The sequence below is a fragment of the Solirubrobacter ginsenosidimutans genome (genome assembly GCF_027587205.1).
Genome location: NZ_JAPDOD010000001.1, coordinates 132,811 through 157,970 on the forward strand (window position 1 = coordinate 132,811; position 25,160 = coordinate 157,970).

The window sequence follows — 25,160 nt, forward strand, 5'->3', positions numbered from 1 at the left end:
TCGGATCCCCAGATCCGGCATCGGCCTAAGTGCTCCGCGACACGCTGTCCTCGGACCCTTGCAGAGCTCGCATGTTGTCGTGAGACAAGGATCCTTCCGTCGATAGGCAACACTCTGACGGTGGCGCCGGAACTGAAGCGCGTGCAGGTTCGCGCCATCGCCTACGATGCCGAGCCGATCGCTCGCCGGCTTCGCGTCGACTACATCACCCGACCCGCGCATCGGTTCGAGTCCGTTGCGGTGCAAGAGACGCCCGACGAGGTTCGAATCGCGATCTTCGCGACCGCGCCTCGGGGGCCGACGCGAGCCAGCGGACACATGCACTCCCTGATGATCGTCCTCGCCCAACCCGTGGGAACTCGCCGCGTCGTCGATACGCGGAGCGAGAGAGTCCTGCAGCGTCTGCCCGCGCCAGTCGATCCTCCACAGCCGGGTGGACCCGGCACCTAGGCGAGTTCGTCGACAAACGAGACTCTTGGGTTGAAGGCCGCCAACCAGCGTTAGTCATGAGCGAGGACGGCGCGAAGGTGCTCGACCGCCGTCGCGGGAAATGGATGTCGCCACTCGCGCGCGTACACATCCGCACCTTGACGACGCTGAAGATTCTCGAGCGCGACCACAAACGGACCAACGACACGCTCGACCGAGCCGGCGAAGGCGACGGACGAGTCCGGCCCTTCCCGGCGGTCGGTGGTCAGGGCGAGGCGGATCTCATCTCCGGTGCGCGCAAGGTCGAGCCGGTGCTGCGTCGGCTCATCATTCCAGGACACTTGCCTCGTGGTCTCGAAGGAAGCGACAGCGAGAAGAGCAGACACGAGCTCGGCGATCGCGTCGTTTGGCGTAAAGGAGGCGTCGAAGGCATACCGCCGTGACCCAGCCACGATCGCGACCGCGACCCAGCCGTTCATCGGTCCCTCGATGTCGACGCGCAGCTCATCCCGGATCGGCAACGCGACGGATCATCACATCCAGCGGCCCGCCCTGCGCACGTAGTCGCTGCCCGCGACGCTCGACGCGGATTCGTCGAGAAGCACCACTTTCCCAACGAGCTTCGGGACTGTCATTGCCGCCGCGCCTAACGTCTACGAAGGGCAATGGGCCGAGGACGTCTCGCAATGGCGGCCTCGGGGGAGTAGCGTCCAAAGCGACTGGCCCTGTGGCCAATGATCCTGGCCTCGGATCGGCGGCACGCCGACCCGTGGCGCGGACAGCATGCCGTGACCGTTTCCGTCGCGAGTGCTGGGCGGTACGCTCGTCGCGTAGCAAACGAGGAGGTTCCCATGACCTTCAAGGTCGGAGATCGCGTGGTTGCCGAGGCGGAATCGACTGAGCGCGTCGCACGCTCCGGCACTGTCCGTGAAGTGCTGCGCGAGGCTCCCGCGGCGCGGTATCGCATCGACTGGGACGACGGCCACTCAACGGTGTACACGCCCGCGGCCGGGGCGCTGCACGCGGCCCGCCAAGACGCCGAGCCGGCACGCTGACGCGAAACTCAAGTCCGTCGGCACTCGCGGCCGGCGCAGAGTGCCCAAGACTTCGATTACGCCAGCGTCTCTACCCTCCGAGCGGTAGCGCGCTCCGGCGTCGCTCCGATCGAGAACCGGCTCGCTCGTCGGGCGTAAGCTCGACCCGTTGAACCGGATGAGGAGGTGACGATGGCTCAGAGCAAGGAACCCGCGACCAATGAGCGGATTGTCCGTCTGCTCGAGGAGATCAAGGCGCAACTCGCTGACGTCAGCCAGAGGCAGGAGCAGATGGCGCATGACCTGACCCGGTTGCTCAAGCACGCGTAGCCCCGCATCTCACGCCGACTTCTGGAGTGGCTCGTGAAGGGCGGCGCTGGGAGGCGCCCGCGATTGCCGCCTCGGCACCAGGGGTGGACCAGCCCGGCCAGCAAAGCCATTGGGACGGGCCTCCAAAGTGCTGGCTACCGGCCTGCGCCGGTGCCGTGCCGTCGATCCAGGGCACGCTCGAGTGGGGGCCCTCACCGTACGCGTGCGTCGATCGAGGGCGCTCGTCGCCGCGCGCACAGCGCTCAACGAAGTGAATCCCACCACTCGTGCGCCGCTTGCCGGGCGTCCTGCGCCCATTGATCGGGAACTTCGACGTCGGGGAGGACCGCGATCTCTGCCAGATCACAGGCGATCGCGACGTGGGGATGTTGGTCGTCTGGCAGCGAGAAGCGCCACATCACGATCAGCATCTCGCGGCCGGCAATGAGGATGGTGCCGATTTCGCCGGGTTCGTCTCGTCCGCCGTCCAGGATGGTCTGCGAGATCGGAAAGCCATGGTGTGGGCTCGCGCGATCGGCGACCTCAAAGAGCGCGGGGATCGCGCTCGGCTCGCCGAGTTCTCGTGCGAGTTCGTTGAAGCGGGCGATCTCACCGAGGTGGGTGTGCTTGGCGTACGCCATCGTGGCAGCGTACGCCCGGCCGTGCGAGCAGCCGTACACTCGGGAGCCGACGTTCGACGAGCGCCCGGTTCTCGCCCCCCCGCCGAGCGGTGCTAAGTCACGCTTCCGCCTGGCGTCGAGAAACGACACTTTGCGGGTGCCGGCGCGCAGCAGCGCAAGCGCTGATCAGCAGCCGCGTGCGCTTCGACCTCGGCGCGGGCAGCGCGTCAGGCGCAGGGTGATCGTCGCGTGGCTCCCCTCGGCCTCGACGTCCTTCGTGATGTCGATGTTCGGTCGGCCGAAGCGCGCCCCGACGTCCGGCTTGAACGCAGCCACGGTGCCGGAGCCCAGGACGGTGCGCACGGGGGCGGGGATGGTGCGACCGAGGTCGGCGGGCACGTGGGGGGTGATCGCGCCCGGCGGGGCCGGCGGGCACACGATCGGCAGGGTGGTCTCGGTCGCCGACCCGGGCACGTCGCCCAGCCGGAAGCCGGACGCCAGCGCCAGGCCGCCGGTCACGGCCGAGAGGCCGTTCGCGCGCAGGCCGGCGGCGACGCGCTCCGGGCCTGCGCCCTTGACGTGGATGGTGACCTGACCGAGGCATGGGATCTTTCCGATGCTCTCGTCGGGGTTGCGCCACGTGGTGTTCATCGGCGTGGTGTGGCGCGTCAGGTGTTCGTACTCACTGCCCTTGATCTCGCCGGCGAAGGAGAACGAGGCGTCCTCGACGAGGTCGGCGGACGCGAGGAGCGCGGGCTCAACGCGGTCGCAGGCGATCGCGCCGCCGGCGGGCACGTCCGCCACATCGCGCGCCGTCTCCGGCGGGAGACGCGTCCCGGCGACCGAGCATTGGCGGAACACGATTGCGGCGCGGCTGGAGCGGAACGTCCAGCGCTGGTGCGCGAACGTCTCGATCGGGCCGCCGAGGCCGATCGTGCTCTGATGGAAGTCGACGTCGAGTTCGGCGCGATACCAGAGCCGGCTCGCGCGCCGGCGCACGCAGGCCACGCGCGACTCCCTGGAGTAGTCCAGCCGCGCGTAGCCGGCGCGGCAGCGCTTGAAGCAAAGCGGCGGCTGCTGCTGGGCGGCGTTGATCTCATAGCCGGCGCGACACGGCGGGCCGTGACGGTGCGGCGCGTGCGAATCGGGCGTGTACTCCGCCTGGGCGGCGTGCGTCGGCGCCTGGACGGCCAGCGCGGCGGCCGTCGCCAGCGCCGCCAGCAGCGCCACGCGGCCCGGTCGTTCCATGACTCGCATGGCCCGTTCCTCTCATCGATTCCCCTGCATGCAGGCTCATGGGCCAGGGTGCCCGGCCGCGACGCCCGCCGCCAGAGACCCTTGGTGTAAACGAGGACCCCCTGGGTCAACGCGACAACCCTGTCGCCCCGGCGTGCTGCAGTCGCGCGCGCGACCGATACGTTCAGCCATGTCGCTGCTTGGGAAGGTCCTGATCGTCGTCAGGTCGCTAGATCGCGAACTTCAGCAGGGAGACGCTCATCGAGAACATGCCTCAGCGCTGCCCGCGACGCTCGACGCGGATCGTCGACAAGCGGCACTTTGCTGGCGGCGCGCACCGCGCTTCTCCTTTTGCTGCTCCTATGTCAAGAGATTGATGGTGTGATCGTCTGATTCTGGGTGGTGGCGTCGGTCTGGAGCAAGTGCCAGAGGCGGCGGGTGAGGTGGCGTTTGAGGCAGCGGAGGGCTTCTTTGGTGCTCTTGCCTTCGGCGCGTTTGCGGGCGATGTAGTCCTGGGTCTCGGGGTGGCAGCGCAGGCGGGTGACGGCGATGCGGTGGATGGTGGCGTTGATCTGGCGGTTGCCGCCGCGGTCCAGGCGGTGGCGGTTGGTGTTGCCGGAGCTGACCGGAATCGGAGCGACGCCGGCGGCGCGCGCGAGCTTGGCGTCGCTGGTGAACCTGGCCGCGCCGGCGATCTCGCCGACCAGCTTGGCCGCGGTCAGCGGCCCAAGGCCTGGCTCGGACAGGAGCTGTGGCGCGATCTCGGCGACCAGGCCCGCGATCTCGGCCTCGAGCGCCTTGATCGTCTGCGAGAGCTCGCGGATGCGGCGTAGTTCGTCGCGGGCGATGCGGACGCGCATCGTCTGCTCGGTGCGCGCGAGCCGCCGGGCGATGCGTGGGCCCCAGGTGCCGTAGAACAGCGAGCTGCCGGGCAGTCGTAGCTCGGGCCAGAGGTCGTGCAGATGCCACTGCATCGTGTTGTTGAGCGCAACGCGCTGACGAACGAGGCGTTCGCGATGGTCCACGAGCAGCCGCAGATCGAGCTCAGGGCCCTGCAGGTGCGCGGCCGGCAGGGCGTCCAGGCCCTCGCGCAGCGCCGCCCGCGCGACCGCGAGCGCGTCGATGCTGTCGGACTTGCCGCGCGCGCGGGCGCGACGCCGCGTGTCGGCCATCAGCGTCGTCGTCACGCGCAGGACGCGCTCGCCGCGTGCGATCAGAAACCGCTCGAAGGAGCCCGACACGTGCCGACAGTCCTCCAGCGCCCACACCCGTTCGCTGCCGAGCTCGCGCGCCCAAACCACAAGCGCGGCAAATCCCTTGGCGCCGACCTGCACGGTCTGCTCGCCCAGCAGCTCGCCGGTCGCCGCCGAGACCGCGGCGATCGTGTGCGAGCGCTTGTGGGTGTCCGCACCGAGCACGATCATGACCTCGTCCACCTCCACCTCGGATTGAGTGGACGCCCGGCGGACACGGCTTGCTGAGGGCGCTGCCACGCTCCTATCAAGTCACGCCGGACCTCCCGACCGGCGACGAGCGACACAGCAAAAGGTGGTCAGGCCCGACGGCCGACAGCCTCAAAGAGAGTCAGCTCGCCGCCGGTCGCGGAGCCTTCACCTCGCATCGGACGTCACCGACGAACCAGATCCAAACAGCAAGCCTCGAAGTGAAAGCGCCGTCGCGGACCCTTCGCCGCGCTTGCCATGGTCCTGTCAGCGATCGGCTCCTGGTACGACGTTGACCGTCCAAATGCCGGTGAACGACCCACCGAACGCGAACGCGGAGACGACGAACGTGTGGCGGCCGGGCGGCAGGCCGCGCAGCACGCCGAGGTAGCCGACGACGACGACGGTCGTCGGTCCGGGCTCGGCCCCGAACGGGTTGCCGGGCTGCGACACGACACCGAACTGATCGGTGATGGTCAGGAAACGGTCGCTGAGGACGTTCTGCGGCGGGCCGCCGTCGACGCTGACCGTGACCCGGACGACGTCTTGGCGGACGTTCGCCAGGGCGCACTCGCGCTGCTCGGCCGCCGTCTCTGCGAAGAACGGCGCCGGCTCCGCGTCCGAGCACGAGGCGCCAGGCAACGGGACGAGCACCTTCGTACCGGGCTTGACCGTGCAGGTGCTTCCGGGCTGGGCAGCCAGGACCTTGCCTCCTCCGAGCCGCCCGCACGCCGGGACCGACTCGCCGGTGTAGGAGGGTATGAATCCGGCGATCAAGACCTCCTCGGCGCTCACCCCGCCGCCGGAGGTAAACGGCGCGACCTTGCCGGCGCCCGCGCCGGCGGGCGGGTCGGCCTGCGAGGCCGGCGTGATGACGGACAGCGCCGCGAGCGACGCGAGCAGAGCAACGGAGCGGTGGTACTTCATGACGAGCCCCCTGTGTCCGGTACGAGGCGAAACGGTGCCACAGCCACGAGGTCGGTGAACATGAGAACTCCAGGGCAGGCCCTGACTCGCCCCGGACCCGTGACGCGCCTCATCGGCTCCTCCGTAACGCCTATGCGGTTTCGTGACCTCGAAGCAGCGACGCACGAACACCCGACTGTCGCATTCGTGTGGCAGGACCGGCGAGCCGCAGCGACCGTCGCGCCAATGGCGGCCAGGATCATGCCGCGGCGTGCGTCGTGTGCGCTCAACTGCTCTCCCCCTCGGTTCAACCGTGGGTTGCGTGATGCATCCGAGCGGCGAGAAGCCGTCGCAGTGCTACAGAGCGCAGCTTGGAGGCCATGGCGCCGCCGTCGATGTCGAACCGGCTCTGACGCCGCCGGCCCAGGACCGACCAACCGACTATCTACCTCTCATCAACCGCTGTCAACCCGGGCGTAGTGCCGCCCCTGACCACTGTCCAACGACGCCCACATCGCGCGGAGCGCTCCTTCCAAGTGCGGTGCGCCCGGCTCCGGGAGGCCAACGGCAGCTGGCTTCGCGTGGTGGCATGGGAAGCGCGACGGCTGTGCTGTCTCGATGCTCCGCCTGAAAGCAGCCGCGACCCGCAGCGCGCTGCTTTCAGGTCGCGAAGTTCACGAGTTCGTCGAATAGCAGCACAATTCGAGTGGGCGGCGGCTCTGTTTGGACGGGTGGACCCGTCGCTTCAGCTGGCATTGGCGCACGAGCTCCGGGCGGGTACGATCGGCACGATGGCTCGCAGTAGGGGGGAAGTCAAAAGCGTTGTGAAGATCGCCATCAGTGCTAGCAGCGTGAAGAGGCGATCGTCAATCAGTCCTTGTTCGCGGCCGACGGTTAGAAGGACGATCTCGATCACCCCGCGGGTGTTCATCATCACGCCGATGGCGGCGGAGTCGCGCACGCTCTCGCGCGCGATGCGCGCTCCCGTGTAGGCACCGACGAATTTGCCCGCACACGCGGTCGCGAGGATGAGCGCGAGGTCCGCCAGATCGCTCTTTCTCAACCCGGGGATGTCCACCATCATTCCGGAGGTCACGAAGTAGATCGGGACGAGGAGGGCGCTGACGGGCGAGAGGCGCCGGCGGATCTCCGCGAGTGCAAGGTCCCTGTCCTGCCGTGGCATCGCCGCCCCAGTCAGGAAGGCGCCGAACGCGGCGTGGATGCCGATCGCCTCGGTGAGATAGGCGCCAGTGAGCGCCACGGGCACCACGAGCGCCTCGCGTGCCGGTGTCGCACTCCGCAGCAGGACACGGAGCAGTGGGCGTACGACCAGTGCGATGACGGCAACGAAGACGGCAGTCTCGACGAAGATCCGGATGTAGTCCCACGCTCCCCCCGCCTCGAGCGCCGTCAGCGCTATGGCGAGCGCGCTCCAGCCGACGATGTCGTCCACCGCTGCCGCGCTCAGCACCAGCACGCCCAGTCGGGTCTGCGACAGGCCGGTCTCCCGCAGGATGCGGGCGAGGACCGGGAACGCCGTGAGGGACAGCGACGCGCCGACGAACAGGGCGAACGGCCAGAACGGCACCGGCGTACCGTCGACCGAGTCGTGGGTCTCGTGGAGGTGGACGGCGAGCGCCAGCCCGAGCGCGAATGGCAACAGCGTGGACGCGGCGGACACGGTGGCCGCCGCCGTCCCGCGCCGCCTGACGAGCCGCAGGTCGAGATCCCACCCGACGGTGAACATGAACAGCACGAGCCCGAGCTGGCCGATTTGTCGCAGGACAGTTGTCGCGTCTGCTGGAAAGAGGGCGCTCGACGGATCGCCGGGCAGCGCGCCCAGCAGTGTCGGCCCCAGCGCGATGCCCGCCACGAGCTCGCCGATCACCCCGGGTTGCCCGATGCGCTCGAACAGCATGCCGCCGGCCCGGGCAGCCAGCAGGATCACCGCGACATCCAGCACGATCCTGCCCGTCGTGAGCGTGGGGTGCATCCCGGGAGCGGATCAGAGTGGCGGCAACGCTGGCTCCGGAGGCGGGCCTGCCTCCTCGAGGAGCACGCGCTCGGCCCGCCGGAACTCGGTCTCGGCCTGCTCGCGGCTGTCGCCGACCGCGGTCAGCCCGACGCGGCCGAGCTCGGCGATCGTGCTCATCATGTGGAAGACGATGCCGGTCTGGCGAGCCTGGTCGAAGTGCATGCGGTTGCGGACGGCGACGTCGAACAGGTCGTCGATCGACAGGGCACGCAGCAGGTCGGAATCGAGGTGGTCCGTGGCCAGGAGATGCTTCTCGCGCCCGCTCGGCGCGGTGAACAGCGCCGTGACGGGGTCATACGCACCGTCGGTGAGGAACTGCAGCGTCAGGAATGGGTGGGTCGTCCCGCCCTTGCGCAGGTTGATCTCGATCGCGTAGGCCCTCCACGACCCTTGGCCGTCGCGCACGACCACGAAGTCGACGGCGAAACGGCCGAGGACGCCCTCGCGCGCCAAGCGCTCTCCGATCTTGGCTGCCTCGCGGCTGATGGCCTGCGCGTAGCCGAAGTCGGCGGGGAACCGGCACCCGAGGTAGCTCTGACCGCTCGGGCCGCCGAGGAGCTGATCGTGCGTAGAGAGGAGCTCCACCTCGCCGTGCGGCGTCACCCGCAACTGGACGCTGGGACTGCGGAGCTCGGCACCGAGGAGACGCTCCTCCACGATGCCTCCGCCTGCGGCGAACTGCGCGAGGTAGGCCTCGAGTCGCATGTCCGGATGCTCGAAGGCCATCGCCTCGACGCGGTGACGGAGTTCCGCCCGCTCGTCGGCGGAGCCGGGCGCCGGCAGGCCGCGCAGATCGACGAGCGCGTTGCCTCGCCCGGAGACACCGTCGTTGAGCTTGACGATCACCTCGGCGACGTTCGGTCTGGTCGCGCGCATGTCCGCGAGCGCCGCTACCACGCCGTCGAGATCGTGCAGGTCCTCGTAGCCGAGCGGGTGCGGGACGCCGGCCTCCGCGAACAGCCGCCGGCAGCCGGTCTTCGTGCCGAACGCGAGCAGGCGCGGATCGGCGCCGTAGAGCGGGATGCCGAGAGTCAGCGCGACGTCGCGCTCCAGCGTCGTGGTCGCGTAGGGCACGAGGTGGCAGCGGGAAGCGTCCGGGATCAGCCCGCGAATGTGCGCCAGAACGCGCGGACGTTCGAGCAGCTTCGCCGCGAGCGGTCGCGCCGAGCCGTCGTGGGTCGAGACCATGTGCAGGCGAGCACGGGCATGCCGGGGGATGACGCCTGGCAGCAGCCCGAGGTAGTAGTCGACGACGCTGTCGGGAACCGGGCGCCCCGTCACGTAGATCACCCTCAGCCGCGGCTGCCGGAGCAGGAGCAGCAGGAAGAGCAGGCGCTCCTCGAGCGACTGCACCGCCGCTCCTCCCTGGGTCGAGTCCGGCGTCACGGATGGCACGACAACGATCGATTCGCCCGCCTGGTTGAGCCGCAGGGCGCTCCAGACGGGGAGGAGTCGCTGCTGGAGACGGGCGAATCGCGCGCTGCGCTCGTCGTCGCTCAATTCGCTGAGGCGCGGCGGGCTCTCGGCGACAGGGGTCACACTCCGGCCCGCGCCTCGTCGAGTCCGACCACGTTGTAGGCGCGCGCCGGACGAGAGAAGCCGCGCAGCGCCAGCTCGCCGATCGAATCGGCGACGACGATGTCCTCGGCCGCCGTGAAGACACGCTGGCTGATCAGGATCTGCCGGGGTGCCGCAGCGCCGCAGAGTCGGGCCGCCAAGTTCGTGACGCTCCCGATCGCGGTGTAATCGGAGCGTCCCTCGAAGCCGATCTGGCCGAGCGTGGCGTGCCCCTGCGCGATGCCGACGCCGAAATCCAGCTCATGGCCCTGACGGCTCCATTCCTCGACCAGCTGCGTCACGCGACCGCGCATCGCAACGGCCATGCGCACGGCGCGCCGCGGCCCGTCAGGGCAGGGCAGTGGATCGTTGAAGATGACCATCAGCCCATCTCCGGCGAAGCGCTCCAGCGTGCCCTCGAAACGATGGACGAGGTCGCCCAGGGCTGCGTGGTACTGGTTGAGCACCAGCATCAGGTCCTCGGGCTCCACCGTCTCCGCGAACGCGGTGAAGCCGCGCAGGTCGCAGAACACCACCGTGATCTCGCGGCGGTGGCTCTTGAGGAACGACTCGTCGCCGGAGGACATGACCAACTCGGCGAGCTGGGGCGAGAGGAAGCGCCGGAGCCGCCCCATCCGCTCCAGTGCGTCGACCTGTTCCTGCACCCTCTGCTCGAGTTGCCGGTTCCAGGCCGCGAGCTCGACCGCCTGCCTCTCGATCGTGTCGTGGTATCGCTTGATCCGCAGCAGCGAGCCGACGCGCGCGAGCAACTCGGCGTGATCGAACGGCTTGGCAATGAAGTCGTCCGCGCCCGACTCGATGGCGACGACCTTCTCCTGTTCGCCGCTGGCCGTGATCATCACGATCGGCAGGAAGCGCGTCGCGGGATCGGCTCGCAGCGTCCGGCAGACCTCGTAGCCGTCCATCTCCGGCATCACGATGTCGAGCAGGACGAGATCGATCGGCTCGGACGCCACGCGCTGCAGCGCCTCATGGCCCGACGTGGCCTGCACGACGGTGTAGCCGCGGGGTGCGAGCACCGCCTCCAGGAGCCGGACGTTCTGCGGCAGGTCGTCGACGACGAGAATGATCGCGGGTTCGGTCACGCGCGCCTCCCAGCTTCCGCAGCGGCCACCACGGCGGTGAGCTGCCCCGAGAGCTCGCGCACGTCAAGCGGCTTGCCGAGGTACGCGTCGAAGCCCGCGGCGAGGAATCGGTCGCGGTCCTCCTTCATCGCGAACGCGGTCACCGCGACGACGGGGATGTCGGCCGTCGCCGGGTCGGCTCTGAGTCGCGAAAGCGCCTCGACGCCGCTCATGCCCGGCAGCTGGACGTCCATGAGCACAAGCCGGGGCCGCTCGGCCTGCGCCAGTGCGAGACCGTCCTCGGCGTTCGACGCCTCCAGGATCGCGTGGCCGGCATGGCTGAGCACGTCTCGGGTCAGCTTCCGGTTATAGGGGTCGTCGTCGATGACGAGAATGGCTTGGCCGGTCACGACGGTTCGTTGGATGGGACGGTCGGTGCGGAGGCGACCCGACCGACGAGGTCGACGAGTTCGGCAGGTTGGAACGTCCCCTTTTGGGCGAGGAAGCTGATCCGGCCGGCGAGTCGCTCGTGGTCAGCCGGCGTGATCTCCTTGGAGGTGAGGACGACGATCGGGACGTCGGCGACCGTTGGATCGGCGCGCAGTCGCTCGATCACCTCAAAGCCGTCGACATCAGGCATCAGCAGGTCGAGCAGGACGACCGAGGGGCGCTCGCGCCGCACGAGTTCCACCCCCTCCTCGCCGCCGCGCGCACGCAGGACCGACCACCCCACCGGCGCGAGCACGGCTTCGACGAGTTCGAGATCGAGCGGGTCGTCATCGATCACCACGACCGTACGCACGCCCTTGGGCGGTGCGACGCAGCGTCCGAGCGCTTCGAGCAACGCCTCTCGGTCGATCGGCTTCACGAGGTACTCCGAGGCGCCGAGGGCGAACCCTGCGCCCCGCTCGTCGAGCATCGATGCGATCACGACCGGGATCGCGGCCGTCGCGGGATCGGCCTTGAGCCGCGTCAGCAGGTCCCAGCCGCTGAGACCGGGCAGGAGGATGTCGAGGATCACCGCCCGCGGGCTGAGCCGCCGCACCAGCTCGAGGCCCTCAAGGCCGTCGCCGGTGATGGAGACCGTGTATCCGGCACCGTCCAGGTAGACCCGCATCAGATCGGCGGAGCGGCGGTCGTCTTCCACCACTAGGACGCTGCCCGCGGATGAGCCACCATCCGGCACCGGCGTCGTGGCTTTCAGCGGTCGATCAACCCCCGGCGGCGAGGGAATCCCGACGGGAATCGCGAACGTGAACGTGCTGCCCACCCCGAGCTCGCTGTCCATCCAGAGGCGACCGCCGTGGAGACCGACGATCTGCCGAGAGAGCGTCAGGCCGAGACCGGTGCCCTCCTTGTTGCTCCGTGCCTCACGGCCGCCTCGCTGGAACGCTTCGAAGATCCGCTCGCGTTCGGACTCGGCGATTCCGATGCCTGTGTCGCGCACGCTGACCTTCGCGTTGCCGTCGACCAGCCCCGCGGTCACGACGACCGAGCCTCGGTCCGGTGTGAACTTGACGGCGTTGCTGAGCAGGTTCAGAACGACCTGCCTCAGCTTGAGCTCGTCCCCGAGGATGCTGCCGAGGTCCGCCGCAACCTCGAGGCTGACCGAGATGCCGTGCCGGTCGGCGCGCTCCCGCACCATCGCGACCCCTTGCGCCAGGAGGTCGGGGAGCGACACGGCGGCGAGCTCCAGCTCCATCCGGCCCGCTTCGACCTTCGACAGATCGAGGATCTCGTTGATCAGCTCGAGGAGATGACGTCCCGAGTCGCGTATGTCGCCGACGTACTCCGCCTGGCGCTCGTTCAGCTCGCCGAACATCCTGTCCAACAGCACGTCCGAAAAGCCGATGACCGAGTTCAACGGCGTCCGCAGCTCGTGCGACATGCTCGCCAGGAACTCCGACTTGTGGCGGCTCGCGACCTCGAGTTGACGCGTCTTGTCCTCCAGTTCGCGGAAGACTCGGGCGTTGTTGATCGCCACCGTCGACTGGCTGGCCAAGGTCTCGAGTAGAGCGACCGTCGGCTTGGGAAGCGCGCCCGGCACCTTGCTGCGGACGGTGAGCGCGCCGATGATCTCCTGCTCGCGTCGGAGTGGGACGGTGACCAGAGATCGCCACCCGTGACGGCGGAGTTCCTCGATGTGGAGGTCAGGCGGCTCGCGGTCGAGATCCTCGGCCTGCGCGGCTTCACCCGCGATCGCCGCGCGCCCGATGAACGTCTCGCCGACCCGGATCCGTATGGACGTGAGGGCCTCCGCGAGCTCTGCGCTGGTACCGAAGCAGGTCCGCAGCACAAACTCGGCCGTCGATGGCTCGTACTCGAAAATGGAACCGCCGTCTGCTCCGGACAACTCGACCGCCCGGGTCACGATCGTGTTGAGCACCTCGTCGAGGTCGAGGCTCAAGCTGACGGCCTGGCTGACCTCACCGAGTGCGCGCAACTCGTCGACCGACCGCGCCTGCTCTCGACTCCGCTGCTCGAGTTCCCGGAACAGCCGCACGTTCTGGATCGCGATCAGGCCTTGTGCGGCGAACGTCGTGACAAGCCCGATCTCCCGGTCGTCGAACGGCTCGACCCGCGAGCGCCAGACCGCAACGACTCCGACGACACGGCCCTCGGCCAGCATCGGGACGCCGAGCAGCGTGCGGAAGCCGCCGAGTTGTTGCGCGCGGTGCCATTCGTATTTCGGGTCCGCGGCGGCGTCGGAGATCTGCACCGTGCGCTTCTCGAGCGCCACGCGGCCCACGAGCGTCCCCGGGCCTTGCGGGATGGGATGCTGCTCCAAGTACCGCCGGTGCTCCGGCCGCCCGCCCAGGGCGACCTCGAGCCGGTAGACGTCGCCTTCGAGCTGGTGGACGTACCCCCCATCAGCGGCGCAGAGCCGGATGGCGTGACGGACCACCGTCTCGAAGACCGGCCGCAACTCGAAGTCCGAGCGCCCGATGGTCTCGAGCACCTGGCTCGTCGCGCTCTGCTGCTCCAACGCGTCGGCGAGGTATCGCGTTAGCCGATCGACCCGCTCGTCGGGCGGGGTTGCCTCTGGCTGGGCGGCCACCGCGGGGTCCAATATCCTTCACCTCTGTCGAGGGCCTACGACGCCCCCGGACGGCGGTCACGCGAGCATACACCCGCCTGTCAAGCCACAACTGACGCTTAGCGACGACGATCGCACGCGCTGGAGTGATGGACGCGCTGCTCGACGGTCTTGGCGGGGGACCGCGAGCGAGCGCGGATCGTGCTCGCGATCGCCGACGGTGCGGGATCCAGCGCCTGGAAGGCATCTACGACCAAATCTCATCGACGAGGTCCAGGAATCTCGGCGGCTGGGACCTCGAGGTCCTGGACCTGCCGTTCGCTGCCGACTTCGACGTCACGGCCAGGTCTCCATGGCATGAACTTCGGGGTCTCCAAGGGCAGCACGTTCGACCGGGTGCTGATCTTTGATCTTCCCGACCGTCCTGATGCGTAAGTATCTCGAGCACCGCGACTCGAGCCGGCTGAAGCGCCCAGAGAGTCTCTGCGTCGCGGTGGAAACGATGGCCTGCGCTGGCCCCACAGCTCAGCCGCAGCCGACTTTGCCACACCGCCGCAGCATCGCCGCATTGTGATCTACCCGGCGGGATCGTAACCGGCTACGGACGCCGAACGACACGCCTTCGTCGAGAAGCACCACTTTCGCCCCGGAACCTTTGCTCTTCAGCCTCGCTCTCGGCGGCTTCGCCGTTGCACTCGGCGGCGTTGCTTGGCCGCATCTCGCAGACCCTGCGAGAGCAGGTGCAGGATCGAGTCGCGGAGTGGGTCCAGGATCTGCGCAATCTCGAGTTGCTCAAACGGAATCCGATGCGGTACCGGCCAGTCGACGCGCGGACCGAGACGCCACGCACCGTCGTTGTTTTCAAGTCGCGCTTGGAAGCCGACGTCACCGGCATCGTTGACCGCTAAGACGACCAACCAGTCGATGCGTCCTGAGAGCGTGCTTCGGTAAGTAGCCCACAGAGCTACCGCGACTTCAGCGGCCTCGGCCTCGATGATGCTCTCGGCCACGCGCTTGCGAAAGTTGAGCGGATTTCTGCCGCGGTCGGCGCGCGAGTCGTCGGCCTCTCCGCCGCTGGGACGGCGCTCGATCCAGTCGGTCTCCTGCCCGCCAAAGTCCGCGACACACACGAGCCAATCCAACGACGGGCCTGCGAGAAACGCGTGGTCTTGCGTCGCTCGCTCCCAAACTCGCCCCACGAGTCGAAGCGGTGGGCAAACGGCCATCACGCGACCATAGGAAGATCAAGCGCTCGTCGGTCACCACGACGGTGACGGTCACGGTCAAGTCATCGGCGAAGGGCGCCAAGAGCGTGTCATCGCACAACACCCTGAAGATCAACAAGAACGCGAAGCGAGGTAGGTCGCCGAACAGACTCGACCCCGGGAACGATCGCCCCAGGGTGGTGTCCTATAGGACATGCTCGATGACGCCCATGCGTTCTGGCTGCGCGCGCCCGGGCGCGGAGAGATCCGGCCGGTCACGCTGCCCGTGCCACGGGACGGCGATGTCGTCGTCCGGACGTTGCGCTCCGGCGTGAGTCGCGGCACCGAGACGCTGGTATTCCGCGGCCGCGTGCCGCCGAGCCAGTACGCCGCGATGCGCGCGCCGTTTCAGGAGGGCGACTTCCCTGGGCCCGTGAAGTACGGCTACCTCAACGTCGGTGTGGTCGAGCAGGGACCGCCGGAGCTGCGGGGCCGCACGGTCTTCTGCCTGTACCCGCACCAGACGGCGTACGTGGTGCCCGCCGGCGCGGTGACCGTCGTGCCCGACGACGTCCCGCCCGCGCGCGCCGTGCTCGCCGGCACGGTCGAGACCGCCGTCAACGCCCTGTGGGATGCACCTCCGCTGCTGGGAGACCGCGTCGCCGTCGTCGGCGCCGGGATGGTCGGGTGCTGCGTCGCTCGCCTGCTGGCGCGGTTCCCCTCGGTCGAGGTCACGCTCGTCGACGTCGACGGCTCCCGGGCCGAGGTCGCGGCCGCGCTCGGCGCCGGCTTCGCGCGGCCAGAAGACGCCGCCGGCGGGTGCGACCTCGTCGTGCATACGAGCGCGACGTCGCCGGGGCTGCAGTGCGCGCTCGACCTGCTCGCCCCCGAGGGCACCGTGCTGGACCTCAGTTGGTACGGCGACGCCGAGGTGCGGCTCTCGCTGGGCGGCGCGTTCCATGTGGGCCGCCTGGGCATCCGCGCCAGCCAGGTCGGCACGGTCTCTCCCGCCCGCAGCGCGCGCCGCTCGGCGCGCGACCGGCTGGCCCTCGCGCTCGACCTCCTGCGCGACCCGGCCTTCGACGTGCTCGTCACCGGCCAGTCGCGCTTCGACCAGCTGCCCGACGTCATGGAGCGCCTGACAATCGGGACCCTGCCGGCGCTCTGCCATACCATCACCTACGAGGGAGGTAGCGCGTGTTCACCGTGACGATCCGTGACCACATGATGATCGCCCACAGCCTGCGCGGAGAGGTGTTCGGGCCGGCGCAGAGCCTGCACGGCGGCACCTACGTCGTCGATGCCACGTTCCGGCGCGCCACCCTCGACGACGACGGGATCGTCGTGGACATCGGCCGCGCTGCCGAGGCGCTGGGGGTCGTGGTGTCCGAGCTCACCTACCGCAACCTCGACGACGAGGCGGGCTTCGCCGGGGTGAACACCACGACCGAGGTGCTCGCCCGGACCGTCGCCGATCGGCTCGCCGACTGCGCGCGGACCGGCGGCCTCGGCGACGGCGGACGGCAGCTCGACGGTCTGACCGTGACGCTGCACGAGTCCCACATCGCGTGGGCGAGCTACGAGCGATCGCTGTGACCGAGGTCCACGTCATCGTCCCGGAGGGCATCGACGACCCGGAGCGGCCGAGCGGTGGCAACACCTACGACCGCCGGGTGTGCGCCGGGCTCGCCGCGCTCGGCTCGGTGGTGTACGAGCGCCCGGTGGCCGGCGCCTGGCCGCGGCCCGACGCGTCGGGGCATACCGCGCTGGCGCGCGCTGTCGAGCGGATCCCGGACGGCGCCGTGGTGCTGCTCGACGGGCTGATCGCCTGCGCCGCTCCCGAGGTGCTCGTTCCCCACGCGTGCCGGGTGCGGCAGGTCGTCCTCGTCCACATGCCGCTGGGCCACCGCCCGCCGGACGCCGAGGCCGGCGCGGTCCGGGCCCGCGAGCGCGACGTCCTGGCGGCGGCGGTCGCCGTCGTCGCGACGAGCGCCTGGACCCGGCGCCGGCTGGGGGAGCTGTATGCGCTGCCGGCCGACCGGGTGCATGTGGCCGAGCCCGGCGTCGACGAGGCCGATCTCGCGCCCGGAAGCGCTGCCGGGGGCGCGCTGCTGTGCGTGGCGGCGGTGACGCCCGACAAGGGTCACGACGTGTTGCTCGGCGGGCTGGCGACGGCGATGGACCTGCCCTGGCGCTGCGCGTGCGTGGGCAGCCTGCTCCGTGACGCGCCGTTCGCCGACGGTGTGCGCCGCCGCGCGCGGGCGGGCGGGCTGGGTGATCGGGTGCGTTTCCCGGGACCGTGCACCGGCGCGTCGCTCGACGGCGCGTACGCCGCGGCGGACCTGCTCGTGCTCGCCTCGCACGCCGAGACGTACGGCATGGTGGTCACCGAGGCCCTGGCTCGCGGCCTGCCGGTGCTCGCCACGGAGGTCGGCGGCGTGCCGGAGGCCCTCGGGCACGGGGCGGACGGCACCCGCCCAGGACTGCTCGTCACGCCCGGCGATTCCGCCGCCCTCGGTGTCGGCCTGCGGGCCTGGCTGGTCGATGCCGAGCTCCGCGGGCGCCTACGGAGGGCCGCCCGCCAGCGGCGCGCGTCGCTGCGCCGGTGGCCGGCCACGACGGCGGTCGTCGCCGGCGTCCTCGCGGGAGCGGCGCGATGAGCGCGACGGGGGTCCGCGTCAGCCCGCAGTGGCTCGTGCTGCGCGAGCCCGCCGACGCCGCGGCGCGCTCGGCCCGGCTCGCCGAGCGCCTCGCGGGCCACCTCTCCGGGACCGATCGCCTCGTCATCCACGACCTCGGCGGCGGCAGCGGCGCGATGGGCCGCTGGCTCGCGCCTCGGCTGTCGGGGCCGCAGCATTGGGTCGTGCACGATCGCGACGCCGACCTCCTGGACCTCGCCGTCGCCGCTGCGCCGGGCCCGGCGGCCGATGGCGCCGCGGTCACCGTCGAGGCGCGGATGTCGGACATCACGCGGCTGACGCCGGACGACCTGTCCGGCGCCGATGTGATCGTCGCCTCCGCGCTGCTCGACATCCTGAGCACGAACGATTTGCGCGGGGTCCTGGATGTCTGGACCGGGATCGAGCGGTGTCCTCTGCTGCTCACGCTCACGGTCGTGGGGTGCGTCGTCCTGACCCCGGGCGATCCCTTGGACGCCCGGATCGGCGCCGCGTTCAACGCCCATCAACGCCGCACGACGACGGCCGGGCGCCTGCTCGGCCCGGACGCCGTCGCGGCCGCCGTCGAGCAGCTCCGCCTGACGGGCGCCGAGGTCATCGTCGCGCCGAGCCCCTGGACGCTCGATGCGGCCCGCGCGGACCTGACGCGGGAGTGGTTGCACGGATGGGTCGCTGCCGCGTGCGCGCAGACGCCCGCGCTGGCGGTCGAGGCCGGCGCCTACCGCGACGTACGCCTGGCCCAGGCCGCCGCCGGGGAGCTCGCCGTCACCGTTGACCACGCCGACCTGCTGGTGCTGCGATGAGGTGGGCCGGCATCGCCGGCCACCACCGTGACGCTCTCCGTCCTGGTCTGGCGGCTAGGCACGGCGGTGGCGGCGTTCTACCGCTCGCTCTTCCTCAACGTCACGCTGCCGGGCGGGATGGTCGGCGACGTCCATCGCGGCATCAGGCACGGCTGCGACACCAGCGACGTCGCCCGCGACCGGTCCCGGTGGGGAGGGTGCGCGACGCCGTTGTGCGCGACCCGCGCGGCGGCCTGCTGGCTCGGCAAGCGTGGCCGGCCATCGCGCTCGCTTCCGCGCTGGTCGTGGCGGGGCACGCCATGAACTTCCTGATCGCCGCGCGGACGGCCGGAGCAACCGCGTCACCATCCCGGATGCTGTCGCTAGCGCTGCTCATGCTGCTGGGCGCCGCGCTGCCCAACATCGGCGGCTGGGGGCTGCGCGAGGGCGTGACGGCTTGGGCGTTCGCCGCGGCCGGACTGGGCGCACCCCTCGGGGTCGCCACCGCGGTGGTCTACGGCGTGATGGTGTTCGCCGCCAGCCTGCCGGGTGCCGCGGTCCTCGTCGTCGACTGGGTTCGCCGCACCCCGTCGGCGCCCTCGCTCGAGCAGCCGGCCGGCCGCGTGCTCAGGGTCCCTGCGCGGCCGGAGGCAGCCCCGGATGCCTGAGCGCCCCTACACCATGTTGAGCTGCAGCGTGTCGCTGGACGGCTATCTCGGTGACCACACCCCGCGCCTCGCGCTGTCCAACGACGCCGACTTCGACCGGGTCGACGCGGTGCGCGCCTCCTGCGACGCGATCATGGTCGGCGCCGTCACCGTGCGTGCGGACAACCCGCGCCTGCTCGTGCGGTCGCAGGCGCGCCGCGACGCGCGCACGGCGCGCGGTCTGACCCCGTCGCCGATGAAGATCACCGTGACCGACCGGGCGGACCTCGACGCTCACTCGGACTTCTTCACGACTGGCGAGACCGAGAAGCTCGTCTACACCTCGAGTGCGCGGGTGCCCGACGCCTGCGCGCGGCTCGGGCTGGTGGCGACGATCGTCGACGGCGGCCCGTGCGTGCGGATGCGCCGCCTCAGCGAAGACCTCGCCGACCGCGGCGTGAAGCGGCTCATGGTCGAAGGCGGCGGCGTCGTGCACACCCAGTTCCTGGCCGACGACCTCGTCGACGAGTTGCAGCTCGTCATCGCACCGGTGTTCGTCGGCGACTCGAGCGCTCCGCGCTTCGTGAGCGACGCGCGCTTCCCCTGGCACTGCGGCCGGCGCGCGCGGCTCGCCGAGACGCGCCAGATCGACGACGTCGTCCTGCTGCGCTACGCGCTCTCACCGCGGTTCGCCGACCGATGACCAAGCGACGGACATCCCGGTGGACGGGCCTGGCGGCCGGCCTGCTCGCCCAGGCGCTCCTGCTCGCCGTCCTAGAGACGACGGCCGGCGTCGGCGTGGCCGGACTCGCCGTCGGCGCGGCCTGCGCCGTGATCATCGCGGCGGCGCTCGCCCGCGGCCTCGCCCGCCGGCCGGGGGAGGAGCTGGGGCCGGCGTCGTGGGTGACGTTGGCCCGGGCCACGCTCGCCGTCGGCGTCGCCGCGCTGACCGTGGAGTCGTTCACCCACGACGTGCCGGTCGCGCTCCTCGTGGTGCTCTCCGCGGTCGCCCTCGTGCTGGATCTGGCCGACGGGCCGTTGGCGCGGCGCACCGGGACGGCCACCGCGCTGGGCGCGCGCTTCGACGGCGAGATCGACGCGTTCCTGATCCTCGCCCTCAGCGTCTACGTCGTGCCCGCGTACGGCGCGTGGGTGCTCGCGGCCGGGGCGGCGCGCTACGTGTTCCTCGCCGGCGAGTGCCTGCTGCCGTGGATGCGCGCATCGATCCCGCGGCGGGAGTGGCGCCGGGTGGCCGCCGGGACGCAGGGGGTCGTGCTGACCGTCGCCGCCGCCGACGTCCTGCCCCACACGCTCATGGAAATCCTTCTGGCCGCGGCGCTCGCCCTGCTCGCTGCCTCGTTCGGGAGCGTCGTGTGGTGGCTGTGGCGCCACCGGGCCGAGGCGCCCGCAATCGAGGCCGATGCCGTGCGGCCCGCGCCCGGGCCGGTGCGCACCGGCGTCGCGACGGCGATCAGCGCCCTCGCGCTGGTGCTCGTCTGGGTCGCCGTCGTCGCGCCCGACCACCCGAACCGGCTCACGCTCGGCGGGTTTGCGCGGCTCCCGCTGGAGCTGCTCGCCGTCGTCGCGCTGGCCGTCCTGCTTCCCACGGCGCCGCGCCGCATGCTCGCCGTCATCGCCGGAGCGGTGCTGAGCGTGCTCCTCCTCGTGAAAGTGCTCAACATCGGGTTCTTCACGGCGTTCGACCGACCGTTCAAGCCCGTTGACGACTCGGGCTACCTGGGCATCGGCATCGAAACGCTGCGCGACGGGGTGGGGAGGTCGTACGCCGACCTCGTCGTCGTCGTCGCGGCCGTGTTGAGCGTCGTGGTCCTCGCCATCCCGGTCCTGGCGCTGCTGCGTGTGACCCGGGTTGCGGCCGCCCACCGGGACTGGGCGCTGCGGTCGGCTGCGGTGCTCGGTGCGCTGTGGGTCGCTTTGTACGTCGCCGGCACGCCAGTCGCCTCGTCGAGCACCGCCTCGCTGGCGGTGCAGGAGGTGCGGTTGGTGCACACCGGCCTGGCCGATCGCGGCGCGCTGGCCCGGGAGCTCACCCACGACCGCTTCCGCGCCACGCCCGGCGACCAGCTGCTCACCGGCCTGCGCGGCAAGGACGTCCTGCTCGTGTTCGTGGAGAGCTACGGCAAGGTCGCGATCCAGGGCTCGTCGCTCTCGCCGGGGGTCGACGCCGTGCTGCACCGCGGCAGCGCCCAGCTGCAGGCCGCGGGCTTCTCCGCGCGCAGCGCGTTCCTCACCTCGCCGACGTTCGGCGGCCTCAGCTGGCTCGCCCACTCGACGATGCAGTCGGGGATCAAGGTCGACGGGCAGCGGCGCTACAACCAGCTCGTCGCGGACAACCGCCTCACGCTGACGGCGGCGTTCAAGCGCGCCGGGTGGCGGGCGGTCGGCGCGCTCCCGGCCAACCACCGGGCGTGGCCGGAGGGCTTCAGCTACTACCACTACGACAAGATCTATGACCGCCGCAACCTCGGCTACCGCGGTCCCGGCTTCGGCCTGCCGCCGATGCCCGACCAGTACGCCTTGGCCGCTCTCCAGCGGCGCGAGCTCGCCCCGCCCGACCGCAAGCCGCTCTTCGCCGAGGTCGACCTGATCTCCAGCCACACGCCGTGGACGAAGATCCCGCGGCTCATCCCCTGGGATCAGGTCGGCGACGGCTCGATCTTCAACCGCATCCCGCCGGCCGCGTCGTCGCGGGCCTCGCTCCTGGGCGACTCCACGCGGGCCCGCAAGGCCTACGGGCAGTCGATCGAGTACTCGCTGAGCACGCTCTTCTCGTTCGTGCAGCGCTACGGCAACGACAACACCGTCCTCGTCGTCCTCGGCGACCATCAGCCCTCGACGGTCGTCAGCGGCCAGGGCGCGAGCCACGACGTGCCGATCTCGGTCATCGCCCACGACCCCAAGGTGCTGGACCAGATCGCCGGATGGCGCTGGCAGGACGGCCTGCTGCCGAGTTCGCAGGCACCGGTCTGGCCGATGGCCGCGTTCCGCGATCGCTTTCTCGGCGCGTTCGGCTCGACGCCATCGAGCGACTGAGCCATGCCGACGCAGCACGACCGCACGCGGTACGACCGGGCGCTGCACGGCGCGCGGGTGTCGGCGTACGCGGCCGGCGAGTTCGTCGGACAAGAGAGCTTCATGACCGCCGGCGAGATCCGGGCCCTGGCCGAGCGGGCCGGCATCGGCCCCGGGGTCGCGGTGCTCGACCTCTGCTGCGGCGTCGGCGGACCCGGGCGCTTGATCACGCGGGAGTTGGGCTGCGACTACCTGGGCGTGGACGCCAGCGCGAGCGCCGTCGCGATCGCCCGTCAGCGCGCCGGCGACCGGCCGTGCCGCTTCGCGATCGGCCAGATCCCGCCCCTCCCGGCCGGTTCCTTCGATGTCGTGCTCCTGCTCGAGACGATGCTCGCCTTCGCGGACAAGGACGCCCTGCTGCGCGCCATCGCCGCGGCGCTGCGGCCGGGCGGGCGCTTCGCGTTCACGCTCGAAGAGGGGGCGCCGCTCACGCCGGGCGCGCGGGCGGCGATGCCCGCCGCCGACACCGTCCGGCCCGCCCGGCTCGACGAGATCTGCACGCTGCTGGAGCGGGCAGGGCTCGGCCTCGCATGGCAGGCGGACCACAGCGCCGCCCACCTCGCGACGGCGGAGGCGCTGACGGCGGCCTTCACCGCGGATGCCACGCGCATCGCCGCCGAGATCGGCCAACGCGCACTGGACGAGCTGCTCGCCGCCCACCGCCTGTGGATCGAGTGGCTGCGCGAGGGCCGGGTCCGCAAACTCGCGCTGGTGGCGGAGCGGGTCTAGTGGCCGACGGTCTCGTTACCGCGCGGCGTTCCCATAGCGTCTGCCGCCGCTCGTGGGCGGAAGGCAGGCCGCGCGCCAGCGCCTCGGTGACTGCCATGCCATACGTCTCGGCCCGCGAGGCCAGCACCAGCACATCCGCGCCGGCGTAGCTGCGGTCCAGATCGGCTCCAGTCCGTGGGCCTGGAAGCGCACGCGGCCATCGAGCCCGGCGCATCCGCGCCACCGCCGCGACCCACGCGTGGCTCGTCGACGAGGACCACGAAGGCGCGATCGCCGGCGACGCGCACGGCGGCGTCCACCGCACTCGCGCGGCCCTATCGCTGGACGACCGAAGTCACGGTCCACATCGACCGTCACGCCACCGCAAAGGCGTCGGTCGCGCGCTGTACGTCGCGCTGCTCGACCGCGGCTACCAGCCTGGCGGTCGCGGGCATCACGCTGCCCAACGATGCGAGCGTCGGCCGGCACGGGTCGCTCGGCTTCGAGCGTGTCGGGGGGTTTGCCGGCATCGGCTGGAAGCACGGCCGCTGGCACGACGTCGGCTGGTACCAGCTCCAACTGCACAACCCGCACGACGCGCCGCCGCCGCGGGTGGGCGGTGCACCAGGTACAAGCGCACCTGGTAGCGTCGCGGCGACGCACGATGGCGCTCAGAACGGAGAGCCGTGTAACAATCGCCAGCAGTGCCCTTGAGGTGTGGGCGTACCTCTGTGACGTCGGACGCTGGCCGGAGTGGGCGCCGACGGTTCTCGAATGTCGCGTTCGCGGAGGCGCTGCGCTTCAGCCCGGTTCGCGGCTGGAGCAGCGGGCGAAGGGGCCACTCTGGTGGACTCACGACCGGGCCCAGGACGTGACCGTTGTCGAGGCGCCCCGCTACTTGGCGTTCGCGGGCCCGATGGGCACTTCCGCGGCGCGCTGGGGAATGGAGCTCGAGCCGACGCCCGCTGGGCAGACCGAGGCCAAGATGTGGATCGAGGTCGACCTCGGGGGCATCATGCGCGTGATTCCCGGCCGGATTCTCCAAGGCAGGATTCAGCGTGTAAGCGATCGCGAGATGGCGGCGATCAAAGCCGCGGTGGAGTCCGCGACGCCGGGCGGCCCGGATTCCTAGATGGTGTGCGCGCGCGGTTCTACCGCGACGCTACCGAGATCGAGGAGCACACCGTGAGCGAGATCGACCGTAGGCGAGAGCATCTGATCGAGACATACCGCAAGAAGGCCAAGCACTACGACATCACCTCCCGGCTCTACCCCGCGCCTGGCTACCCCCAACGGGCACAACGCCGACGGGCCGTACACGCACTCGGCCTTCGACCGGGTGACAGCGTGATCGACATCGCATGTGGCACGGGTCTGAACTTCCCGCTGATCGAGGAGGCGATCGGTCCCGACGGCCGGATCGTCGGGGTCGATCTCACCGACGCGATGCTCGCCCGTGCCCAGGATCGGATAGCGACGAACGCCTGGAGCAACATCCGCCTCGTGCAGGCCGACGCGGGTGACTTCGACTTCCCAACTGAGGTCGACGCGATCCTGTCCACGTACGCGCTGACACAGGTGCCCGAGTGCGCAGACGTCATCTCCCACGGTGCCGCAGCCCTCTCCAGAGGCGGACGGTGGGTCGCGCTGGATCTCAAGGTTCCCAACAACACGCCTCGCTGGCTGGCGAAACTCGGAACCGCAACCGTGCGGCCTTTCGCCTCCATAGATGAGTGGATCATGCGCCGTCCGTGGGAGGCGATTCGCACAGCCATGCAGAAGGAACTGGCCGATCTCACATGGACCGAGTTGTTCTTCGGGACCGCATTCCTCGCTGCCGGGTCCCGCGGCACCCGAACCGTCGCCATCCGCGGCCGCAGCGATGACGACCCGTGCGGTGCGGTTTCGGTGCGGTCGGTGCCCCGATCTGACCGCTCCTGATCGTTCCTCACCGCCTTCGCCGGACGCAATGCGCAGCGGCGACACGAAGCGGAAACGGCGTAGGGCCACCGGTCCGTGGAGAACCACGTCGCGTTCGCGACGCTGGCATCACCCGGTAGCCCGGCGCGCCGACCGAGAGTGCGACCTACCAGCCGCCGATATGGCGGATCGTCGAACTGGGCACAGTTCTGCGGCGGCCAGCGCCCGCTGCTATTCGTTTGCATTGCGCAGTGAACGCGGCGTCGAAACCGGCGGGCCGCCACTGGCGGATTTCCTACAGCAGGCCGCCTACAAGCTCGGCGGCACACCCGCCTGCCTCGCGGTCGCGCGCAAGCGCGGCACACATAGCGAGCAGCATGATTCGAGCAGGCCGGGACCTCGCTTGTCATCGCGCCGGCAGTCGAGTTGTCGATTTC

Annotated in this window: 25 protein-coding genes and 1 pseudogene; 14 read left to right on the plus strand and 12 right to left on the minus strand. The window is 70.4% G+C overall.

What is annotated here, in order from left to right; genetic code table 11:
• Positions 1 to 120: 120 nt before the first annotated feature.
• Entirely contained in the window at positions 121 to 450 is a 330-nt protein-coding gene (locus tag OM076_RS00645; protein WP_270037349.1) for a hypothetical protein, read from the plus strand.
• Positions 451 to 500: 50 nt separating this feature from the next.
• Here the strand turns inward: OM076_RS00645 and OM076_RS00650 are convergent, their stop codons facing one another.
• Positions 501 to 950, minus strand: coding sequence for a hypothetical protein (locus OM076_RS00650; RefSeq protein WP_270037351.1), 450 nt, complete (start codon positions 948 to 950; stop codon positions 501 to 503).
• A 330-nt stretch (positions 951 to 1,280) separates the two neighbouring features.
• On the opposite strand from OM076_RS00650, the gene OM076_RS00655 reads away from it, so the two are divergent.
• On the plus strand, positions 1,281 to 1,484 hold the full coding sequence (locus OM076_RS00655; RefSeq protein WP_270037352.1) for a DUF1918 domain-containing protein: 204 nt from the start codon (positions 1,281 to 1,283) through the stop codon (positions 1,482 to 1,484).
• A 171-nt stretch (positions 1,485 to 1,655) separates the two neighbouring features.
• Positions 1,656 to 1,793: a hypothetical protein gene (locus OM076_RS00660; RefSeq protein ID WP_270037353.1), complete on the plus strand. Its 138-nt coding sequence runs from the start codon at positions 1,656 to 1,658 to the stop codon at positions 1,791 to 1,793.
• Positions 1,794 to 2,035: 242 nt separating this feature from the next.
• On the opposite strand, the gene OM076_RS00665 is transcribed toward OM076_RS00660, so the two are convergent.
• The 10 genes from OM076_RS00665 to OM076_RS00710 all read right to left on the minus strand — a co-directional run bounded on the left by OM076_RS00665 (position 2,036) and on the right by OM076_RS00710 (position 14,820).
• Positions 2,036 to 2,413, minus strand: coding sequence for a hypothetical protein (locus OM076_RS00665; protein WP_270037354.1), 378 nt, complete (start codon positions 2,411 to 2,413; stop codon positions 2,036 to 2,038).
• A gap of 165 nt (positions 2,414 to 2,578) precedes the next feature.
• Positions 2,579 to 3,640, minus strand: a complete 1,062-nt coding sequence (locus tag OM076_RS00670; RefSeq protein WP_270037355.1) for a hypothetical protein — start codon at positions 3,638 to 3,640, stop codon at positions 2,579 to 2,581.
• 353 nt (positions 3,641 to 3,993) lie between these two features.
• On the minus strand, positions 3,994 to 5,052 hold the full coding sequence (locus OM076_RS00675) for an IS110 family RNA-guided transposase (protein WP_272597471.1): 1,059 nt from the start codon (positions 5,050 to 5,052) through the stop codon (positions 3,994 to 3,996).
• Positions 5,053 to 5,337: 285 nt separating this feature from the next.
• A complete protein-coding gene (locus OM076_RS00680) occupies positions 5,338 to 5,997 on the minus strand; it encodes a hypothetical protein (RefSeq protein WP_270037357.1) in 660 nt (219 codons plus the stop codon).
• Positions 5,998 to 6,721: 724 nt separating this feature from the next.
• On the minus strand, positions 6,722 to 7,969 hold the full coding sequence (locus OM076_RS00685) for a cation:proton antiporter (RefSeq protein ID WP_270037358.1): 1,248 nt from the start codon (positions 7,967 to 7,969) through the stop codon (positions 6,722 to 6,724).
• 12 nt (positions 7,970 to 7,981) lie between these two features.
• Positions 7,982 to 9,550 carry a peptide ligase PGM1-related protein gene (locus tag OM076_RS45790; RefSeq protein ID WP_270037359.1) on the minus strand — a complete coding sequence of 523 codons (1,569 nt, stop codon included), beginning with the start codon at positions 9,548 to 9,550 and terminating at the stop codon, positions 7,982 to 7,984.
• Entirely contained in the window at positions 9,547 to 10,674 is a 1,128-nt protein-coding gene (locus OM076_RS45795) for an adenylate/guanylate cyclase domain-containing protein (protein WP_270037360.1), read from the minus strand. The genes OM076_RS45790 and OM076_RS45795 overlap by 4 nt, the downstream gene beginning before the upstream one ends.
• Positions 10,671 to 11,063, minus strand: a complete 393-nt coding sequence (locus OM076_RS00700; RefSeq protein WP_270037361.1) for a response regulator — start codon at positions 11,061 to 11,063, stop codon at positions 10,671 to 10,673. The genes OM076_RS45795 and OM076_RS00700 overlap by 4 nt, the downstream gene beginning before the upstream one ends.
• A complete protein-coding gene (locus OM076_RS00705) occupies positions 11,060 to 13,711 on the minus strand; it encodes a hybrid sensor histidine kinase/response regulator (protein ID WP_270037362.1) in 2,652 nt (883 codons plus the stop codon). The genes OM076_RS00700 and OM076_RS00705 overlap by 4 nt, the downstream gene beginning before the upstream one ends.
• Positions 13,712 to 14,352: 641 nt before the next feature.
• A complete protein-coding gene (locus OM076_RS00710) occupies positions 14,353 to 14,820 on the minus strand; it encodes a hypothetical protein (protein ID WP_270037363.1) in 468 nt (155 codons plus the stop codon).
• A 289-nt stretch (positions 14,821 to 15,109) separates the two neighbouring features.
• On the opposite strand from OM076_RS00710, the gene OM076_RS00715 reads away from it, so the two are divergent.
• From OM076_RS00715 to OM076_RS00750, 8 genes are read left to right on the plus strand one after another with little or no spacing between them, the layout of a single operon-like run.
• Positions 15,110 to 16,105 carry a zinc-dependent alcohol dehydrogenase gene (locus OM076_RS00715; protein WP_270037364.1) on the plus strand — a complete coding sequence of 332 codons (996 nt, stop codon included), beginning with the start codon at positions 15,110 to 15,112 and terminating at the stop codon, positions 16,103 to 16,105.
• Entirely contained in the window at positions 16,093 to 16,491 is a 399-nt protein-coding gene (locus OM076_RS00720; RefSeq protein WP_372517978.1) for a 6-pyruvoyl trahydropterin synthase family protein, read from the plus strand. The genes OM076_RS00715 and OM076_RS00720 overlap by 13 nt, the downstream gene beginning before the upstream one ends.
• Entirely contained in the window at positions 16,488 to 17,555 is a 1,068-nt protein-coding gene (locus tag OM076_RS00725) for a glycosyltransferase family 4 protein (protein ID WP_270037366.1), read from the plus strand. Before OM076_RS00720 ends, OM076_RS00725 begins: the two co-directional genes overlap by 4 nt.
• Positions 17,552 to 18,376, plus strand: a complete 825-nt coding sequence (locus OM076_RS00730; RefSeq protein WP_270037367.1) for a hypothetical protein — start codon at positions 17,552 to 17,554, stop codon at positions 18,374 to 18,376. Before OM076_RS00725 ends, OM076_RS00730 begins: the two co-directional genes overlap by 4 nt.
• A complete protein-coding gene (locus OM076_RS00735; RefSeq protein WP_270037368.1) occupies positions 18,373 to 19,023 on the plus strand; it encodes a lysylphosphatidylglycerol synthase domain-containing protein in 651 nt (216 codons plus the stop codon). Before OM076_RS00730 ends, OM076_RS00735 begins: the two co-directional genes overlap by 4 nt.
• Positions 19,016 to 19,705, plus strand: coding sequence for a RibD family protein (locus OM076_RS00740; protein WP_270037369.1), 690 nt, complete (start codon positions 19,016 to 19,018; stop codon positions 19,703 to 19,705). Before OM076_RS00735 ends, OM076_RS00740 begins: the two co-directional genes overlap by 8 nt.
• Positions 19,702 to 22,056, plus strand: a complete 2,355-nt coding sequence (locus OM076_RS00745; RefSeq protein WP_270037370.1) for a CDP-alcohol phosphatidyltransferase family protein — start codon at positions 19,702 to 19,704, stop codon at positions 22,054 to 22,056. Before OM076_RS00740 ends, OM076_RS00745 begins: the two co-directional genes overlap by 4 nt.
• A 3-nt stretch (positions 22,057 to 22,059) precedes the next feature.
• The gene (locus tag OM076_RS00750) at positions 22,060 to 22,824 is read left to right on the plus strand and encodes a class I SAM-dependent methyltransferase (protein ID WP_270037371.1); all 765 of its coding nucleotides are present in this window, start codon (positions 22,060 to 22,062) and stop codon (positions 22,822 to 22,824) included.
• A 61-nt stretch (positions 22,825 to 22,885) separates the two neighbouring features.
• On the opposite strand, the pseudogene OM076_RS46680 reads toward OM076_RS00750, so the two are convergent.
• A pseudogene (locus OM076_RS46680) lies at positions 22,886 to 23,011 on the minus strand (glycosyltransferase); the annotation flags it as partial.
• Here OM076_RS46680 and OM076_RS00755 point away from each other — a divergent pair.
• From OM076_RS00755 to OM076_RS00765, 3 genes are read left to right on the plus strand one after another with little or no spacing between them, the layout of a single operon-like run.
• Positions 22,999 to 23,517, plus strand: a complete 519-nt coding sequence (locus OM076_RS00755) for a GNAT family N-acetyltransferase (protein WP_270037796.1) — start codon at positions 22,999 to 23,001, stop codon at positions 23,515 to 23,517. The pseudogene OM076_RS46680 and the gene OM076_RS00755 overlap by 13 nt on opposite strands.
• Positions 23,468 to 23,935 (plus strand): SRPBCC family protein, encoded by a 468-nt coding sequence (locus OM076_RS00760; RefSeq protein WP_270037373.1) that lies wholly within the window; start codon positions 23,468 to 23,470, stop codon positions 23,933 to 23,935. The genes OM076_RS00755 and OM076_RS00760 overlap by 50 nt, the downstream gene beginning before the upstream one ends.
• 53 nt (positions 23,936 to 23,988) lie before the next feature.
• Positions 23,989 to 24,744: a class I SAM-dependent methyltransferase gene (locus tag OM076_RS00765; RefSeq protein ID WP_270037374.1), complete on the plus strand. Its 756-nt coding sequence runs from the start codon at positions 23,989 to 23,991 to the stop codon at positions 24,742 to 24,744.
• The last annotated feature ends 416 nt before the right edge of the window (positions 24,745 to 25,160 follow it).